19 protein-coding genes are annotated in these 16,106 nt (G+C 63.3%); 8 read left to right on the forward strand and 11 right to left on the reverse strand.

Features of this window, described 5'->3' with window-relative positions:
* Positions 1-22 precede the first annotated feature (22 nt).
* Positions 23-916, reverse strand: coding sequence for a LysR substrate-binding domain-containing protein (locus C167_RS0125775; RefSeq protein WP_017521204.1), 894 nt, complete (start codon positions 914-916; stop codon positions 23-25).
* 216 nt (positions 917-1,132) lie between these two features.
* Here C167_RS0125775 and C167_RS0125780 point away from each other — a divergent pair, with 216 nt between their 5' ends.
* The 8 genes from C167_RS0125780 to rpoS all read left to right on the forward strand — a co-directional run bounded on the left by C167_RS0125780 (position 1,133) and on the right by rpoS (position 8,165).
* Positions 1,133-2,245: an S-(hydroxymethyl)glutathione dehydrogenase/class III alcohol dehydrogenase gene (locus C167_RS0125780; RefSeq protein WP_017521205.1), complete on the forward strand. Its 1,113-nt coding sequence runs from the start codon at positions 1,133-1,135 to the stop codon at positions 2,243-2,245.
* A gap of 51 nt (positions 2,246-2,296) precedes the next feature.
* Positions 2,297-3,148: an S-formylglutathione hydrolase gene (gene fghA, locus C167_RS0125785; RefSeq protein WP_017521206.1), complete on the forward strand. Its 852-nt coding sequence runs from the start codon at positions 2,297-2,299 to the stop codon at positions 3,146-3,148.
* A gap of 59 nt (positions 3,149-3,207) precedes the next feature.
* Entirely contained in the window at positions 3,208-3,681 is a 474-nt protein-coding gene (ispF, locus tag C167_RS0125790) for a 2-C-methyl-D-erythritol 2,4-cyclodiphosphate synthase (protein ID WP_017521207.1), read from the forward strand.
* On the forward strand, positions 3,678-4,736 hold the full coding sequence (gene truD, locus C167_RS0125795) for a tRNA pseudouridine(13) synthase TruD (RefSeq protein ID WP_017521208.1): 1,059 nt from the start codon (positions 3,678-3,680) through the stop codon (positions 4,734-4,736). The genes ispF and truD overlap by 4 nt, the downstream gene beginning before the upstream one ends.
* Entirely contained in the window at positions 4,724-5,482 is a 759-nt protein-coding gene (surE, locus tag C167_RS0125800) for a 5'/3'-nucleotidase SurE (protein WP_017521209.1), read from the forward strand. The genes truD and surE overlap by 13 nt, the downstream gene beginning before the upstream one ends.
* Before the next feature lie 25 nt (positions 5,483-5,507).
* A complete protein-coding gene (locus C167_RS0125805) occupies positions 5,508-6,143 on the forward strand; it encodes a protein-L-isoaspartate(D-aspartate) O-methyltransferase (RefSeq protein ID WP_085988868.1) in 636 nt (211 codons plus the stop codon).
* A gap of 73 nt (positions 6,144-6,216) precedes the next feature.
* The gene (locus C167_RS0125810) at positions 6,217-7,065 is read left to right on the forward strand and encodes a peptidoglycan DD-metalloendopeptidase family protein (RefSeq protein WP_081596719.1); all 849 of its coding nucleotides are present in this window, start codon (positions 6,217-6,219) and stop codon (positions 7,063-7,065) included.
* A 95-nt stretch (positions 7,066-7,160) separates the two neighbouring features.
* Positions 7,161-8,165 (forward strand): RNA polymerase sigma factor RpoS, encoded by a 1,005-nt coding sequence (gene rpoS, locus C167_RS0125815; protein WP_017521213.1) that lies wholly within the window; start codon positions 7,161-7,163, stop codon positions 8,163-8,165.
* A 419-nt stretch (positions 8,166-8,584) separates the two neighbouring features.
* On the opposite strand, the gene fdxA is transcribed toward rpoS, so the two are convergent.
* From fdxA to C167_RS0125870, 10 genes are all read right to left on the reverse strand, one after another.
* Positions 8,585-8,908, reverse strand: a complete 324-nt coding sequence (gene fdxA, locus C167_RS0125820) for a ferredoxin FdxA (RefSeq protein WP_015476292.1) — start codon at positions 8,906-8,908, stop codon at positions 8,585-8,587.
* A gap of 65 nt (positions 8,909-8,973) precedes the next feature.
* Positions 8,974-11,574: a DNA mismatch repair protein MutS gene (gene mutS, locus C167_RS0125825; protein ID WP_200860179.1), complete on the reverse strand. Its 2,601-nt coding sequence runs from the start codon at positions 11,572-11,574 to the stop codon at positions 8,974-8,976.
* Positions 11,575-11,594: 20 nt separating this feature from the next.
* Positions 11,595-12,575: a tyrosine-type recombinase/integrase gene (locus C167_RS0125830; RefSeq protein WP_017521215.1), complete on the reverse strand. Its 981-nt coding sequence runs from the start codon at positions 12,573-12,575 to the stop codon at positions 11,595-11,597.
* Positions 12,576-12,585: 10 nt separating this feature from the next.
* Entirely contained in the window at positions 12,586-12,789 is a 204-nt protein-coding gene (locus tag C167_RS0125835) for a DUF4224 domain-containing protein (protein WP_017521216.1), read from the reverse strand.
* Between the two features lie 105 nt (positions 12,790-12,894).
* Entirely contained in the window at positions 12,895-13,095 is a 201-nt protein-coding gene (locus C167_RS0125840; protein ID WP_235154357.1) for a hypothetical protein, read from the reverse strand.
* Positions 13,096-13,106: 11 nt separating this feature from the next.
* Positions 13,107-14,018, reverse strand: a complete 912-nt coding sequence (locus C167_RS34915; protein WP_017521218.1) for a hypothetical protein — start codon at positions 14,016-14,018, stop codon at positions 13,107-13,109.
* Between the two features lie 3 nt (positions 14,019-14,021).
* Positions 14,022-14,219, reverse strand: a complete 198-nt coding sequence (locus tag C167_RS34645) for a hypothetical protein (protein WP_017521219.1) — start codon at positions 14,217-14,219, stop codon at positions 14,022-14,024.
* Positions 14,201-14,542, reverse strand: a complete 342-nt coding sequence (locus C167_RS34650) for a Lar family restriction alleviation protein (RefSeq protein WP_017521220.1) — start codon at positions 14,540-14,542, stop codon at positions 14,201-14,203. The genes C167_RS34645 and C167_RS34650 overlap by 19 nt, the downstream gene beginning before the upstream one ends.
* 88 nt (positions 14,543-14,630) lie before the next feature.
* Positions 14,631-15,182 (reverse strand): hypothetical protein, encoded by a 552-nt coding sequence (locus C167_RS0125865; protein WP_017521221.1) that lies wholly within the window; start codon positions 15,180-15,182, stop codon positions 14,631-14,633.
* Entirely contained in the window at positions 15,179-15,589 is a 411-nt protein-coding gene (locus C167_RS0125870) for a hypothetical protein (RefSeq protein ID WP_017521222.1), read from the reverse strand. Before C167_RS0125870 ends, C167_RS0125865 begins: the two co-directional genes overlap by 4 nt.
* Positions 15,590-16,106 lie beyond the last annotated feature (517 nt).

Genomic DNA, 16,106 nt, shown 5'->3' on the forward strand with positions numbered 1-16,106 from the left:
GGCAAGGCTGCGCCTGCCTGCTCTAGGACAAGGGTGGTGGCTGCAAATGTTGCAGGCCGTCCTTCAGGTGATCCACCAGTTGCCGCACCTTGGGCGACAAATGCCGCTGCTGTGGATAAAGCGCCCAGACTCCGGTATTGGGCGGCTGGTGCGCATCCAGCAGGGAGACCAGGCGGCCGCTGCGCAGGTGCTCCAGCACGTAGTAGTCCGGCAACTGGCACAGGCCGAAGCCGCGCAGCGCCGCGTCGAGCACCGCCTGGCCGCTGTTGCAGCGCCAGTTGCCTTGCACCCGGTGTTGGGCTTCGCGGCCGTCCTCCAGGAAGCTCCATTGGTCGCTGCTGCCTACCAGGCAGTTGTGCAGCGTCAGGTCTGCCACGCTGTGCGGCGTGCCGTGGCGGGCCAGATAGTCCGGCGTGGCGCACAGGTACATCACCCGTGGTGCCAGGCGCGTCGCCACCAGCCGTGAATCGCTGAGTCGGCCGAGACGGATCGCCAGGTCGAAGCCTTCGTGGAGCAGATCGAGCTGGCGGTTGGAGAGTTCGATCTCCACCCGCAGTTGCGGAAACTGCGCCATGAACTCGTTTACCAGCGGCACCACGAAACGCTCGCCATAGGCCACGGCGCAAGTCATGCGCAGCAGGCCCTTGGGTTCTGCGGACAGATCGCTGACGGCTCGCAGCGCTTCTTCGCGAGCGTCCTGCAGGCGTCGACAATGCTGCAGGAAAGTCTGGCCGGCTTCGCTCAACGTCACCTTGCGGGTGTTGCGGTAGAGCAGGCGGGTCTGCAGTCGTTCCTCCAGCCGCGCAACCTGGCGGCTGACGTGGGATGAAGACACCCCCAGGCGCTCGGCGGCAGCGGTGAATTGGCCGGTTTCGGCGACGGCGACGAATTCGTCCAGTCCTTCCCAGCGATGCATGTGGATTATCCCTGTATGGCAATAATGTTTTGATTATTGCCTGATTATTCCCTGAAACGAGGTTTTCTACACTTCCAAGGCTTTGGGGCGTGCTTTGGACGCATTCCCCCGAACGTTCCCCGACGAGGCCCAGGCCCGTCCCGGTTTCTCGGCCGTTGCGCCGACCCCGTCCGCCGTTGGCGGATGTTGTCGTTTCCTTCATTCAGGAGTTTCCCGATGATCAAGTCCCGTGCCGCCGTCGCCTTCGCCCCCAACAAGCCGTTGGAAATCGTCGAAGTGGATGTGGCGCCGCCGCAGAAGGGTGAAGTGCTGGTGCGCATCGTCGCCACCGGTGTCTGTCACACCGACGCCTACACCTTGTCCGGCCAGGATTCCGAGGGTGTGTTCCCGTGCATCCTGGGGCACGAAGGTGGCGGCATCGTCGAAGCGGTGGGCGAGGGCGTGACCTCGCTGAAAGTGGGCGACCACGTGATCCCGCTGTACACCGCCGAATGCCGCGAGTGCAAATTCTGCAAATCCGGCAAGACCAACCTCTGCCAGGCCGTGCGTGCCACCCAGGGCAAGGGCCTGATGCCCGACGGCACCAGCCGTTTCTCCTACAAGGGCGAGCCGATCTTCCACTACATGGGCTGCTCGACCTTCTCCGAGTACACCGTGCTGCCGGAGATTTCCCTGGCGAAGATCCCCGAGGAAGCGCCGCTGGAGAAGGTCTGCCTGCTCGGCTGTGGCGTGACCACCGGCATCGGCGCCGTGCTGAACACCGCCAAGGTGGAAGAGGGCGCCACCGTCGCCATCTTCGGCCTGGGTGGCATTGGCCTCGCGGCGATCATCGGCGCGAAGATGGCCAAGGCCTCGCGCATCATCGCCGTGGACATCAACCCGGCGAAGTTCGACATCGCCAGGGAACTGGGCGCCACCGACTTCGTTAATCCGAAGGACCATCAGAAGCCGATCCAGGAAGTCATCGTCGAAATGACCGATGGTGGCGTCGACTATTCCTTCGAGTGTGTGGGCAACGTCCAGCTGATGCGTGCGGCGCTGGAGTGCTGCCACAAGGGCTGGGGGGAGTCGACCATCATCGGCGTCGCCGGCGCCGGCCAGGAAATCAGCACCCGTCCGTTCCAACTGGTCACCGGTCGCGTCTGGCGCGGTTCCGCCTTCGGTGGCGTGAAGGGTCGCACCGAGCTGCCGAGCTATGTGGAAAAGGCGCAGAAGGGCGAGATCCCGCTGGATACCTTCATCACCCACACCATGGGCCTGGAGAAGATCAACGAGGCCTTCGACCTGATGCATGAAGGCAAGAGCATTCGCTCCGTCATCCATTACTGACCGACATGCCGGGGCGCACGCGGGCCCCGGCCTTGCAGGAAGGAGAATTCCATGACGGATTCCATCGAACTGATCAGCAGCCAGAAAAGCTTCGGCGGCTGGCACCAGCGTTACCGCCACCGCTCCGCAACCCTGGGCTGCGACATGGTCTTCGCGGTCTACCTGCCGCCCCAGGCTGAGCCCGAGGCGAGACTGCCGGTACTGTACTGGCTGTCCGGCCTGACCTGCACCGACGAGAACTTCATGCAGAAGGCAGGTGCTCAGCGGATGGCCGCCGAGCTCGGTCTGGTGATCGTGGCGCCGGATACCAGCCCGCGCGGCCCGGACGTGCCGGGCGACCCGGATGGCGCGTGGGATTTCGGCCTCGGCGCCGGCTTCTACGTCAATGCCACCCAGGAGCCCTGGGCGCGCCACTACCGCATGCACGACTACGTGGTGCAGGAGCTGCCAGCGCTGATCGAGGCGAACTTCCCGGTGTCGCAGAAGCGCGGCATCAGTGGCCACTCCATGGGCGGCCACGGCGCGCTGATCTGCGCCCTGCGCAATCCGGGCCGCTACCTTTCGCTGTCGGCCCTCGCGCCCATCACCCATCCTAGCGATTGCCCCTGGGGGCAGAAGGCGCTGGGCCGCTTCCTCGGCGAAGACCCAGCCGCATGGCGCGAGTGGGATGCGGTGGAACTGCTAGCGGGCGCCAGCGAGCGCTTACCGATCCTGGTGGACCAGGGCGACCGCGACGACTTCCTCGTCGTCCAGCTCAAGCCCGAAGCCCTGCGCGAAGCGGCTGCGGCGGTCGGACACCCGCTGGAGCTGCGTCTGCAGCCAGGGTACGACCACAGCTACTACTTCATTGCGAGCTTCATCGAAGATCACCTGCGCCACCACGCTGCAGTGCTCTGTGGCTGACACCCTGATGCCAGTGATCCGGTAGAATCGACGCCCTGACTCCAACAGGGCGTTTTTTCATGCGAATCGGACATGGCTACGACGTGCATCGCTTTGGCGAGGGCGACTTCATCACCCTCGGCGGCGTGCGCATTCCCCACAAGTTCGGGCTGATCGCCCATTCCGACGGCGACGTGCTGCTGCATGCCCTTTCCGATGCGCTGCTGGGCGCCTGCGCACTGGGCGATATCGGCAAGCATTTCCCCGACACCGACCCGCAGTTCAAAGGCGCTGACAGCCGCGTGTTGCTGCGCCACGTGCTGTCGCTGGTGGAAGCCAAGGGCTGGAAGGTGGAAAACGTCGACACCACCATCATTGCCCAGGCGCCGAAGATGGCACCGCACATCCAGGCCATGCGCGAGACCATCGCCGCGGACCTGAAGGTCGAGCTCGATCAGGTCAACGTCAAGGCGACCACTACCGAGAAACTGGGCTTCACCGGCCGTGAAGAGGGCATCGCGGTACACGCCGTCGCCCTGCTGAGCCGCGCATGACCGAACTGGAGCTGCTGGGGCCGCGTGCCCATGGAGAGCCTTGCGGGCACGGTGTATTGAAGGCCGTGGCCGAGGACTTCCAGGTCGATGAAGTGCTGGACATTCCGCTGGCGGGTGACGGTGAACACCTGTGGCTGTGGGTGGAAAAACGCGGCTTGAACACCGAAGAGGCGGCGCGCCGCCTGGCGCGTGCCGCCGGGGTGCCGGTGAAGATGATCAGCTACGCCGGCCTCAAGGATCGCCAGGCGCTGACTCGCCAGTGGTTCAGCCTGCACCTGCCAGGCAAGTCCGATCCGGACCTGGCCGCTGCCGAGGACGACAGCCTGCGTATCCTCGAGCGCAATCGCCATCGGCGCAAATTGCAGCGCGGCGCGCATTCGGCCAACGGTTTCACCTTGCGCCTGACCGAATTGCAGGCGGACCGCGAGCAGCTTGAAAGGCGTCTGAAAGCCATCGTCGCCCAGGGCGTGCCGAACTACTTCGGTACCCAGCGTTTCGGCCATGATGGCGGCAACATCTTTGACGCCCGTGGCTTCGCCGAGCGCGGCAAGCTGCCGGAGCATCGCAACATGCGTTCGCGGATGCTCTCGGCGGCCCGCAGCTACCTCTTCAACCAGGTGCTGGCCCGCCGTGTGGCGGAGGGCGCCTGGAACCAGGCGCTGGTCGGCGACCTGCTCGCGTTCACCGACAGCCGCAGCTTCTTCCCCGCCGGCGAAGCGGAATGCTCCGACCCGCGCCTCGCAGCACTCGACCTGCACCCCACCGGCCCCCTGTGGGGCGAGGGCGATTCACCGGCGACGAACCAGCCCGGAGCAATCGAAAGCAGCGTGCAGCAGGCGGAGGTGGCGCTTTGCCAGTGGCTCGCCAGTGCGGACATGGCGCACGAACGGCGCATTCTGCGCCTCCCCATCCCGGGCCTTACATGGCATTATCCCGCCCCTGACATTCTGCAACTGGAATTCGTCCTGCCGGCTGGCTGCTTCGCCACCGTGGTAGTGCGCGAGCTGATCGACCTCGTGCCGGCAGGGCAGACGGAAAGCCCATGCGCATATTGATTGCCAACGACGACGGGGTCACTGCACCCGGTATCGCCGCGCTTCACGACGCGCTGTCCGATTATGCGGACTGCATCGTGATCGCCCCGGAAACCGACCGTAGCGGAGCGAGTAGTTCGCTGACGCTGGATCGGCCGCTGCATCCCCATCGCCTGGGCAATGGTTTCATCAGCCTCAACGGCACTCCGACCGACTGCGTGCACCTGGGCCTCAACGGCCTGCTCGAAGAGGTGCCGGAGATGGTCGTCTCCGGCATCAACCTCGGCGCCAACCTGGGCGACGACGTGCTCTATTCGGGCACCGTGGCGGCGGCCCTGGAAGGGCGCTTCCTGGCTCGCCCGGCCTTTGCCTTCTCGCTGTGCTCGCGGCTGACGGACAACCTTCCGGCGGCCATGCATTTCGCCCGTCTGCTGGTGGAGTCCCACGGGAAGCTCGAGTTGCCGCCGCGCACCGTGCTCAACGTGAACATTCCCAACCTGCCGCTGGAGCGCATCAAGGGCATCCAGCTGACCCGCCTGGGCCATCGCGCCCGCGCCAAACCGCCGGTGAAGGTGGTCAACCCGCGCGGCAAGGAAGGCTATTGGATCGCTGCTGCCGGCGATGCCGAGGACGGTGGCGAAGGCACCGATTTCCACGCAGTGATGCAGGGCTACGTGTCCGTCACGCCGCTGCAGATGGACCGGACCTACCGGGAGGCGTTCAATGTCCTTGGCGACTGGCTCGGAGGGCTCGACCATGGCCAATGAATTGTCGCGCCGCGGCGGGATCGGCATGACCTCCCAGCGCACTCGCGAGCGCCTGATCCAGCGACTGTACGAAGAGGGTCTGTCCAACGCCCATGTGCTGGAAGTGATTCGTCGCACACCGCGCCACCTGTTCGTCGACGAGGCGCTGTCGCACCGCGCCTACGAAGATACCGCGCTGCCCATCGGCCACAACCAGACCATTTCGCAGCCTTTCATGGTGGCGCGGATGACCGAGTTGCTACTGGCCGCGGGCCCGCTGGACAAGGTGCTGGAGATCGGCACCGGTTCCGGTTACCAGACGGCCGTGCTGTCACAGTTGGTGGAGCGGGTGTTTTCCGTCGAGCGCATTCAGGCCCTGCAGGATCGCGCCAAGGAGCGACTTGCGGAGCTAAACCTGAGAAATGTTGTCTTTCGTTGGGGCGATGGCTGGGAAGGTTGGCCTGCCCTGGCGCCTTACAACGGCATTATTGTTACCGCGGCCGCGGCCGAGGTCCCGCAGGCGTTGTTGGACCAACTGGCCCCCGGGGGGCGGCTGGTGATTCCGGTGGGCGGCGGCGAGGTGCAGCAACTGATGCTGATCGTCCGAACCGAGGAGGGCTTCCAGCGCCAGGTGCTGGATTCCGTGCGCTTCGTCCCGCTGCTCAATGGTCCGCTAGGCTGAGAGCAAGCTGGTCAGGGCTTCGGTAACTGCCAGCCAGTGAGGCTGGACGTTAATTCATGGATAAGGGGGATGGGTGAGCTTGACAGCGACCCTGTGTCAACGGAACTGGATCAAGGGCCTGGGCCACGCTGTGGTGGCCATTGCCGTCTGCTCTCTGCTGGCGGCCTGTTCTTCGACTTCACGCAGCACCACGACGGTGGTGGACCGCAACGCCCAGCAGAAGCCGACTGTCACCAGCGGCCAATACATGGTGCGTCCTGGCGACACGCTGTATTCCATTGCTTTCCGCTACGGCTGGGACTGGAAAGCCCTGGCGGCGCGCAACAATATCTCCGCCCCGTACACGATTCGCCCTGGCCAGGCCATCCGCTTCGATGGTGGCTCGTCGAAAGCGCCGTCTGTCGCTAAAAACACGACGTCTGTCGCGCCGGTGGTCGTCAACAAACCGGCTGCACCGCCGGAAGGTGCCAGTAAACCGACCACTCCGGCTGCCACAGCGCTGGCGCAGCCGCCCGCCAGCGGCGGAACTCCGGCGATCGCCGGCGGAGCACCGGGAGGCTGGATATGGCCAACCAATGGCACTCTTATTGGGCGTTTTGCATCAAACGGCAGTTTGAATAAAGGGATTGATATAGCCGGGCAATTGGGCCAGCCTGTCCTGGCTGCGTCCAATGGCACGGTGGTGTACGCCGGTAGTGGTTTGCGGGGCTACGGCGAACTCGTGATCATCAAGCACAGCGATACCTACGTAAGCGCCTACGGTCACAACCGCAGGCTGCTGGTGCGGGAAGGGCAACAGGTCAAAGTCGGGCAGAACATTGCCGAGATGGGCTCCACAGGGACCGACCGGGTGAAGCTGCACTTCGAGATTCGCCGCCAGGGTAAACCTGTAGATCCGCTGCAATACCTGCCAAGTCGTTGATATTTGCTGTTCCCCTGCGTGGGTGAGCGGGCCCAGGTGTCCTAAGGATAAGGAAGCATCCGGGCTTGTTGTCGAACTCAGCAAGGGATAACGACATGGCACTTAAAAAAGAAGGGCCGGAGTTTGACGTCGATGATGAAGTGCTCCTGCTGGAGCCCGGCATCATCCTCGAAGAGTCATTTGCCGAAGAGCAGGTATCGCTTCGAGTCACTCCTAAAGCCACCTCACTCTCGTCTCTCAAGCAACACAAGCACATCGACTACAGCCGCGCACTCGACGCGACCCAGCTGTATCTGAATGAAATCGGTTTCTCGCCGCTCCTGACGCCGGAAGAAGAAGTCCACTTTGCGCGCCTTGCGCAGAAGGGCGACCCCGCCGGCCGGCGGCGAATGATCGAAAGCAACCTGCGTCTGGTGGTGAAGATCGCGCGACGGTACGTCAACCGCGGCCTTTCCCTGCTCGACCTGATCGAAGAGGGTAACCTCGGGCTGATCCGCGCGGTGGAGAAATTCGACCCCGAGCGCGGTTTCCGCTTCTCCACCTACGCAACCTGGTGGATTCGTCAGACTATCGAGCGGGCCATCATGAACCAGACCCGCACCATCCGGTTGCCGATCCACGTGGTGAAGGAACTCAATGTCTATCTGCGGGCTGCTCGCGAGCTGACCCAGAAGCTGGACCATGAGCCGTCGCCCGAGGAAATCGCCAACCTGCTCGAGAAGCCGGTGGAAGAGGTCAAGCGGATGCTTGGTCTGAACGAGCGGGTGACATCGGTAGATGTTTCCCTTGGCCCGGATTCAGACAAGACCCTGCTCGACACCCTGACCGATGATCGCCCCACCGATCCCTGCGAACTGCTGCAGGACGACGATTTGAGTGAGAGCATCGACCAGTGGCTATCGGAACTCACCGACAAGCAACGCGAGGTGGTGATTCGCCGCTTCGGACTGCGCGGCCACGAAAGCAGCACGCTGGAAGAAGTCGGCCAGGAAATCGGCCTGACTCGTGAGCGCGTTCGGCAGATCCAGGTCGAAGCGCTCAAGCGCCTGCGCGAGATCCTCGAGAAAAACGGCCTGTCGAGCGACGCACTGTTCCAGTAGCGTCCAGGTCGACAACGAAAAAGCCCGGGTGATTCCGGGCTTTTTTATGCGTTGCGATGTAAGCATTCGCTTACGCGGTGTGTGAGTGTTCAGCCTGAAGTGTAGCCAGCTCTAACCTCATATTTCTGTAACCTATTGTTTTATATTAATTTTATTTCTGTGGCCGGGCGCCGGAAGCGGTAAGTGCGCCGAAATGCCCCAGTTGCCGTGCTCCGGCATGCGGGTAATATCACTCCTGCGTACACGGAAAGACGCAGGCCGGTAAGGATGTCGGTCAGGACCCCCGCAGGATGCGGTTCATCAGGATGATGAAGAAGGGAAGAAAGAGTGGGCGGGTTATCCCGCCCCTTTTTTTGCCCGCAGAAAAGTGCAATCCACATGCAGAAAGGCCCGCGGGAAGCGGGCCTTTTCGTTGGAGATCAGCGCTCCAGGTACTGCATCTTGTTCGGCTTGCCGTCCCACTCTTCGGCGTCCGGCAGAGAATCCTTCTTCTCGGTGATGTTTGGCCATACATCGGCCAGGTCCTTGTTCAGCTCGATGAATTCCTGCATGCCATCCGGGACTTCGTCCTCGGAGAAGATAGCCTGTGCCGGGCACTCCGGTTCGCACAGGGCGCAATCGATGCACTCATCCGGGTGGATGACCAGGAAGTTCGGGCCTTCGTAGAAGCAGTCCACCGGGCAGACTTCCACGCAGTCGGTGTATTTGCACTTGATGCAGTTGTCGGTGACGACGAAGGTCATTTCTAATTTTCTCCTCAGGCGGGCGGCTAAGCGCGCGCGATTCTAGCAGCTTGTCCAGTGGTCCGTCAGACCCGCATCTTCCATGCATATAACAATTCGAGAGCTTGACGCGGCGTCAGGTCATCGGGGCTGACACGCATCAGCTCTTCGACTATTGGGTGCGGCAGGCTGGCGAACAGGTCGCTCTGCAGTGGTGCCGGGCTCTTCGGATCGCTCGAGCGCGGTGCTTCGTGAGGCAGGCTGGTGGTCTCCAGGCGCGACAGATGCTCGCGGGCGCGCTGAATTACCGCACCCGGCACGCCGGCCAGTTGGGCGACGGCCAAGCCGTAACTCTGACTGGCTGGCCCCGGCAGCACATGGTGCAGGAACACGATGCGCTCGTTGTGTTCGGTGGCGTTCAAGTGAACGTTGGCCACCGCCGGCTCGCTTTCGGGCAGCACGGTCAGCTCGAAATAATGAGTCGCGAACAGGGTGAATGCACGCAGTCTGGCCAGATGTTCAGCGGCGGACCATGCCAGCGACAGGCCGTCGAAGGTGCTGGTGCCACGTCCGACCTCATCCATCAGCACCAGGCTGCGGTCGGTCGCGTTGTGCAGGATGTTGGCGGTTTCGCTCATCTCCACCATGAAGGTGGAGCGGCCGCCGGCGAGGTCGTCGGACGAGCCGATACGGGTGAAGATGCGGTCCACCAAAGACAGTTCGCAACGGGCCGCCGGGACGAAGCTGCCAATGTGCGCCAGCAGCACGATCAGCGCCGTTTGCCGCATATAGGTCGATTTACCACCCATGTTCGGGCCAGTAATCACCAGCATGCGGGTGTCCTCGTCGAGGTTCAGGTCGTTGGCGACGAAGGGCGTATCCAGCACTTGCTCGACCACAGGGTGGCGGCCCTGCTCGATGACGATGCCGGACTCTTCGACGAAGCGCGGGCGGTTCAGGTCGAGGTTCAGGGCGCGTTCGGCGAGGTTCGACAGCACATCCAGTTCGGCCAGGGCGGCGGCGGTGTCCTGCAGCGGCGCCAGTTGGGCGATCAGCAGTTCCAGCAGCTCTTCATACAGCTGCTTCTCCCGCGCGAGGGCGCGGCTCTGGGCGGAAAGCGCCTTGTCTTCGAAGGCTTTCAGCTCCGGGGTGATGAAGCGCTCGGCGCCTTTCAGCGTCTGCCGGCGAATATAGTCGGCGGGCGCCTGCTCGGCTTGCACGCGGGGCAACTCGATGTAATAGCCGTGGATGCGGTTGTAGCCGACCTTCAGGTTCGGCAGGCCGGTACGAGCCTTCTCGCGGGTTTCCAGGTCCATCAGGTACTGGCCAGCGTTCTCGCTGAGCATCTGCAGCTCGTCCAGCTCGGCGTCGTAGCCACGGGCAATGACGCCACCGTCGCGGATCACGGCGGGCGGGTTCTCGATGACTGCGCGGGCCAGCAGGTCTGCCAGTTCCGGATAGGTGCGAATGCTGTTGGCAAGTTCGCCCAGATGCGCAGCCTCAAGCTCGGTCATGCCGCTTTGCAATGCGGGTAGCGCCGCGAGGGCATCTCGCAGGCGGGCCAGATCGCGAGGGCGGGCGTTGCGCAGACCGATACGGGCGAGGATGCGCTCGACGTCACCGATTTCCTTCAGTTGCGGCTGAAGGATTTCGAAGCGATAGCGCTCCAGCAGGCAGGTGATGGAGTCCTGGCGCGCTTCGAGCACGGCGCGGTCGCGCAGCGGGCGGTTCAGCCAGCGGGTCAGCAGTCGGCTTCCCATGGCAGTCTGGCAGCGGTCGACCACTGATTGCAGGGTGTTGTCGCGACCGCCGGCGAGGTTGATGTCCAGCTCAAGGTTTCGACGGGTGGCGCCGTCGAGGATCACAGTGTCGTCGATACGCTCATGACGCAGGCTGCGCAGGTGGGGCAGGGCGGTGCGCTGGGTTTCCTTGGCATAGGTCAGCAGGCAGCCGGCGGCGCCGATGGCCAGGGTCAGCTCCTGGCAGCCGAAGCCCTTGAGGTCCTGCACGCCGAATTGCTGGCACAGGCTCTTTTTCGCCGAGTCGCGATCGAAGTCCCAGGGCGCGCGGCGGTGCGAGCCCCGTCGCTTTTCCGCCGGAAGGCCCTGTGGCCAATCGTCGGGGATCAGCAGCTCGGCGGGGTTCAGGCGTTCCAGTTCGGCCAGCAGGGTCTCCCAGCCTTTTATTTCCTGGACGTTGAAGCGGCCGCTGGTGATGTCCAGGACGGCCAGGCCGAACAGGCGCTCATCGCCCAGTACGGCAGCGATCAGGTTGTCGCGGCGCTCGTCGAGCAGCGCTTCGTCACTGACGGTGCCGGGAGTCAGGATGCGCACTACCTGGCGTTCTACTGGTCCCTTGCTGGTGGCCGGGTCGCCGATCTGTTCGCAGATCACCACCGACTCGCCGAGCTTCACCAGCTTGGCCAGGTACCCCTCGGCGGAGTGGAAGGGAATGCCGGCCATGGGAATGGAATTGCCGGCCGACTGGCCCCGGGCAGTCAGGGTGATGTCCAGCAGCTTGGCGGCCTTCTTTGCGTCCTCGTAGAACAGCTCGTAGAAGTCGCCCATGCGGTAGAACATCAGTTGGTCCGGGTGCTGGTTCTTCAGCTTCCAGTACTGCTGCATCATCGGTGTGTGGGCGGAGAGCCCATCACCACTGGGCTCCGGAAAGGACTGTCTTTTTGACATAGGGGTATCTGTCTAATACTTCAGCGAAGTTTGGCAGGCATTGTCGGGGCCTGAGCGATCTTCGGCAACCGCCCGCGAAGGTATCGTGCAGTCATCCGCGGGTCGGAATGTCCGCCCAGGGCTTGGGCATTCTTCCCCTCTTTGTCGGCGTCTGTCAGAGACTTCGCGCGGATGTCGTGAATGGTGACGTCGGGGACTCCAGCCGCCTTTCGTGCCTTGGCGAAAGCCAGCTTGACCGTTTCGTAGGTCACCGGCCTTCCGGCGCGCGCACAGAAGAGGGTGAGCGTCCGCACCTTCCTGGGCAGGGCCTTTGCCTTGGCAATCACCTCCTCAAGATCGGGCGTCATCGACACGATCAGCTTCGACCCGGTTTTCTGCTGCGCAAAGGCGATGCCTTCTTCAGAGATGTCGGAAAGGTGAATGCTGATCACGTCGCTGATCCGCTGGCCGGTGAGGTAGGCCATTTCCAAGATGCTGCGGATGTAGGGGCTGCAGGCGCCGAGGATGGCAGCGAATTCTGCATCGGTGATGTAGCGATCGCGGCGCGCCTCCTCATGCCGCTTGATGCCGACACAGGGGTTGGAGTCGATCATTCCCCACTCCAGGGCATAGCCGAACACCACGCGTGCGAACGACAGAATCCGGTTGCACATGTTCGGCGTGCCAGCCAGGTCAACCTTGACCGCCGCGATGTGCTTGGGCAGCACCTGCTCGGGCTCGAACTCCGCGAAGATGTCCTTCAGCCGCTCAGCGGCGATTTCGTACTGGGTAACCGTGTTCGGGGCGAGTTTCTTGATCTTGACGTGGTGCTTCAGCGCCTTGTCGACCAGAGCTGCCATTCCGCCCGTGTTCGCCTGGGATGTTTTCCGGGCGTATTCCAGCAGTGACGCTTGGTAGTCCTCTCCCAGGCGCTCCCACTTCCCTTTCCTCACCAGGTAATACGCGCCGTGCTTGTGGTACATGCACGCCGGCAGGTGACGGTCCTTCTTCCTCGGGCGCATGCCTCTCTCCTCACGAGCCTGTCAGGCGAAGCCGCGGCTCTTTCTTCTGCTGCTGGCGGGAACCCAGACGGGACAATACTACCTCCCGCAGGACCTTCGGACGCCCGTTGGCGTCGATCACGTAGCCGAGCTGGTGCTCGTCGAGCCAGCGGATCTGCGCGCTGGCGCGGGTGCGGCCGGTCAGGTCGGCCACTTCTTCCGGTGTCATGAACATGACGAGGCCTCCTCGCCGGCAGGCGCCGGCGGGTTCAGTGTTTGGGTGTAGTCATGCCTTCGTTGCGCGCCACGTTTATTCGGTGTTCGATTTTGTGGCGCAGGATTAGGCAGGCTCAGGCGGCGCGTACTGCAGTTCCCAGGTAGGGTGGAAAGGCATCGTGTGCTTCATGCCGTCCAGCAGGATGTTCAGGCGGCAGTCGCGCGCGCTGCGGATGGTGCCGTACTCTTTTTTCCCGCCGCCGGTGTAGAGCACGCGCATTCCGCGCTTCGCTGGGACGCCGTACCACTTGCGGGTGCGTTCCATGTTCCCGGCCATCACTCACCTCCCTGCGCCGGCGCAGTGGCCACCAGTTGGAACTCCTCGGCGTACTCGTCGCAATTGCACTCGACGACGTTCGTCTCGCCGACCGGCTGGCAGTTGCAGAACGTGCCGCACAAGGCTTCGAAGATGAAATCGGGCATCTGCTCGAGCACCTGCTCACGACTTACCCAGACCGTGTGGCGCTCGCCGTTGGGGTGCCGGTACTCAAAGGCGAACTCATCCGGCACCTGCACAGCCTGGGCGACCGGGGCGGCGTAGAAGGGGTAAAACTTATCAGTGGCGCACTCCGGCAGCTTCGCGCCCCAGTGCACCATCCGCCGCATCGGTGTCTCGCAGTACTGCGCCCACCAGCCGATAGGCTCCTGCTGTTCAAGTTCCGCGACCCTGGCCTGGGCGGCGTCGCGCTGGGCAATCAGCCCTTGACGAACCTCGCTCCAGTCCGACCGCAGCGCCCCGACGATGCGGTCGTGCGCCGCCATGATCGCTGCCGATGCCTCGCTGATCGACTTTCGCTCGTGGTAGGCGTGCTTCACTTCATCGACTACCACCTGTGCAAGGTCTACCACCTCCGGCCGCTCCAGCTTCGGCACCGGGGAGGGTTGCGCCAGGGCGGCGCCGGTCACGCGTGCTTCGATCATGCGCCAGACCGTTTCGTACTCCGGCCAGTCGCTCTCTACCACCACATACTTCCGCTGCGGCACGCGCACGTTGTGTTGGTTCAGGCGTTTGAGTGCCGCCATGAACTGATCGCGCACGTCGGCGCGCCAGAAACGCTCGACATCGCTGCGCTTGATGACGATGTAACGATCTTCCCGCTGGAACGCGGCAGCACCCTGATTCCAGATGCACTGGGCAGCAAGGTGCCCTCCCGCACCGCAGAGGGTGCAGGCCAGTTGTTCGGTCATGGTTCAGCCCTCTACGGGGTATTGGATGGTGCCGGTGGCGCCCTGGTCGGCGTCGTTCGCGATCTGGTTCAGCTGGCGTGCGAGCTGGCGCATCTGCGCGGGGTGGAGGAGGGCGCCCAGCCTGGGCAGCCCGTCGATATCGGCCACGCGGTTGCCGGCCTGGTCCTTCCGGTGCAGCGCGGTCAGTTGGATGGCTTGCATGCTTCGTCGCTCCGAGGGAAGAGGTTCAGGCCTTCCGCTTCGCCACCGTCGTACAGGTCGCGGTGACGGGTGTCTCGCTGCTGCCAGAGCTGCACCGCGACCAGCAGCACATCGTCATAATCTTGAGCGTCGTCCAGGAACTCTTGCTGGTGAGGCCCTTGTGCTCCGCACTCATGGCAAAAAACGTAAGCCTCTACCGGTAGGCTGAGGTCGCCGTATTCAGCTTGTCGCTCAACCTTTCCGAAAGGCGGCAACTCGCGCTGAACGGTAGGGACTGGGGGCCCTCCGCAGAATGGGCAAGGGCTCAATTTGATGGCTTGCATGGTTCTCGCTCCTGGAGGGCAGGCCTGCAGCGCAGGCAGTCGCATTTCTCGGAGGGTTGGCCGGTGCCGCGGCAGAAGGTGGGGCGGGTCATTGCTGATCTCCGGTATAGGTCCGCCAGTGCACCTTCTTGCCGGCGACGAGGAATCCCCATTCTCCTTGCCAGGGGCTGGTGATGAAGAGGGTCCAGACGCCGCCATCGGCGACCTGGTCGATTCGGTGGTACTCGCCGTGGCGCAGCTGAGCGGTGTCGCCGGCCGAGCGCTTGATGAACTCGGTCACCTGGGCGCCCGGCGGTGCGTCGACGATGGCGAGCAGATGGTCGTCAGCCAGGCGCTGTTCGATATACCAGCCGTCAAGGATCACGGTGCGGGCGTTCCACGGGTGGTCGTGTAGGTCGCGGTCCTGGTCGGCTCGCATGATGTGGTGGACCCGCACCGACCAGGGGAACCACCAGTGCTTGGCCTGGTGAGTGTTCCGGTCGTAGGGGTTGAACAGCCACCAGCGGCCCATGTAGGTCTCGGAGCCGTCGGCGGACATGATGTGCTGGTAGGGAGTGCGGCCGGCGCGCTGAATGATCCAGCCGGCGACAGCGGGGATTGCCAGCAGCTTGGCCAGAATGTTCCAGATGATCTGCTTCATTCGTCGTCATCCTCTTCGCCAGGCTGGCGAGCTACCTGCAGCGGGAACTTGCTGATCCACCCCTGGGCTACCACCAGGCCTATCCGGAAGCCTTTGAGCATCTCCCCGGTGAGGACAATCGCGTCATCCTCGCCCAGGCGGACCTCCATATCGGCCGGCGCGCCCAGGATCTTCTCGAAGTAGGCCAGCTTGTCCTGATGCCACTGAACCAGCACATCGGCCACGTTCTTCAGCTCGGTGTTGGAGAAGAACACCTCGAGCATTTCGCGGAGCTCTTCCTTGGCCTCGTCGGCGTGCTCCAGAGCGTCCCCGTTGTCGAAGGGACCGCCGACCAGCGACCAGGCGCTGGCGAAGACCTGGGCCTGATCCATGACGGAGCTGATGGAGATGATGTTTTCTTCGGGCATGACGAATCCTTGCGCCTGCTGGCGCGGAAATGGTCTGTATGGGTGACTCAGAGGGGTGTTCGTCGGCTGCTAGCCGTTTCGTCCTTCCGTTGCGGAAGGACCGCGTATGCTGAGTTCTGCGGGTTCAGGGCAATCAACACGCGGTTCAACGCGCGCACGCTATGCTGATCGCGGGGTGAATATCTGTAACTTCCCGAGGGTTTGCCCTAAACACCCTAAAGAACGAACTATCCTAGAAAGCAGGCCCGCGGGGCGCGGAAATAGAAAGCCCCCAGGTGTCGTTACCACCTGAGGGCCTAGGTGAGCATGATCATAGGAGAACGTACTCATGCCCAAGCATAGGCGCTGCACATGCAGCTGCAAATACCTCTTCAAAAACATCGCCGTAGTAGGGCTGCTCCTGATGTCGTCGGGGCAGTCTGTTGATCCGCCTCAACAGCCCTTCTGCACAATTCAGCGCGTGTGATCCAGCCTAAGCCCGGCACTGCCGGGCTTTTTTGTGGTGCGCCAGGCATGG

The sequence above is a fragment of the Pseudomonas nitroreducens TX1 genome (assembly GCF_000313755.1).
GTDB classification, from domain to species: domain Bacteria; phylum Pseudomonadota; class Gammaproteobacteria; order Pseudomonadales; family Pseudomonadaceae; genus Pseudomonas; species Pseudomonas nitroreducens_A.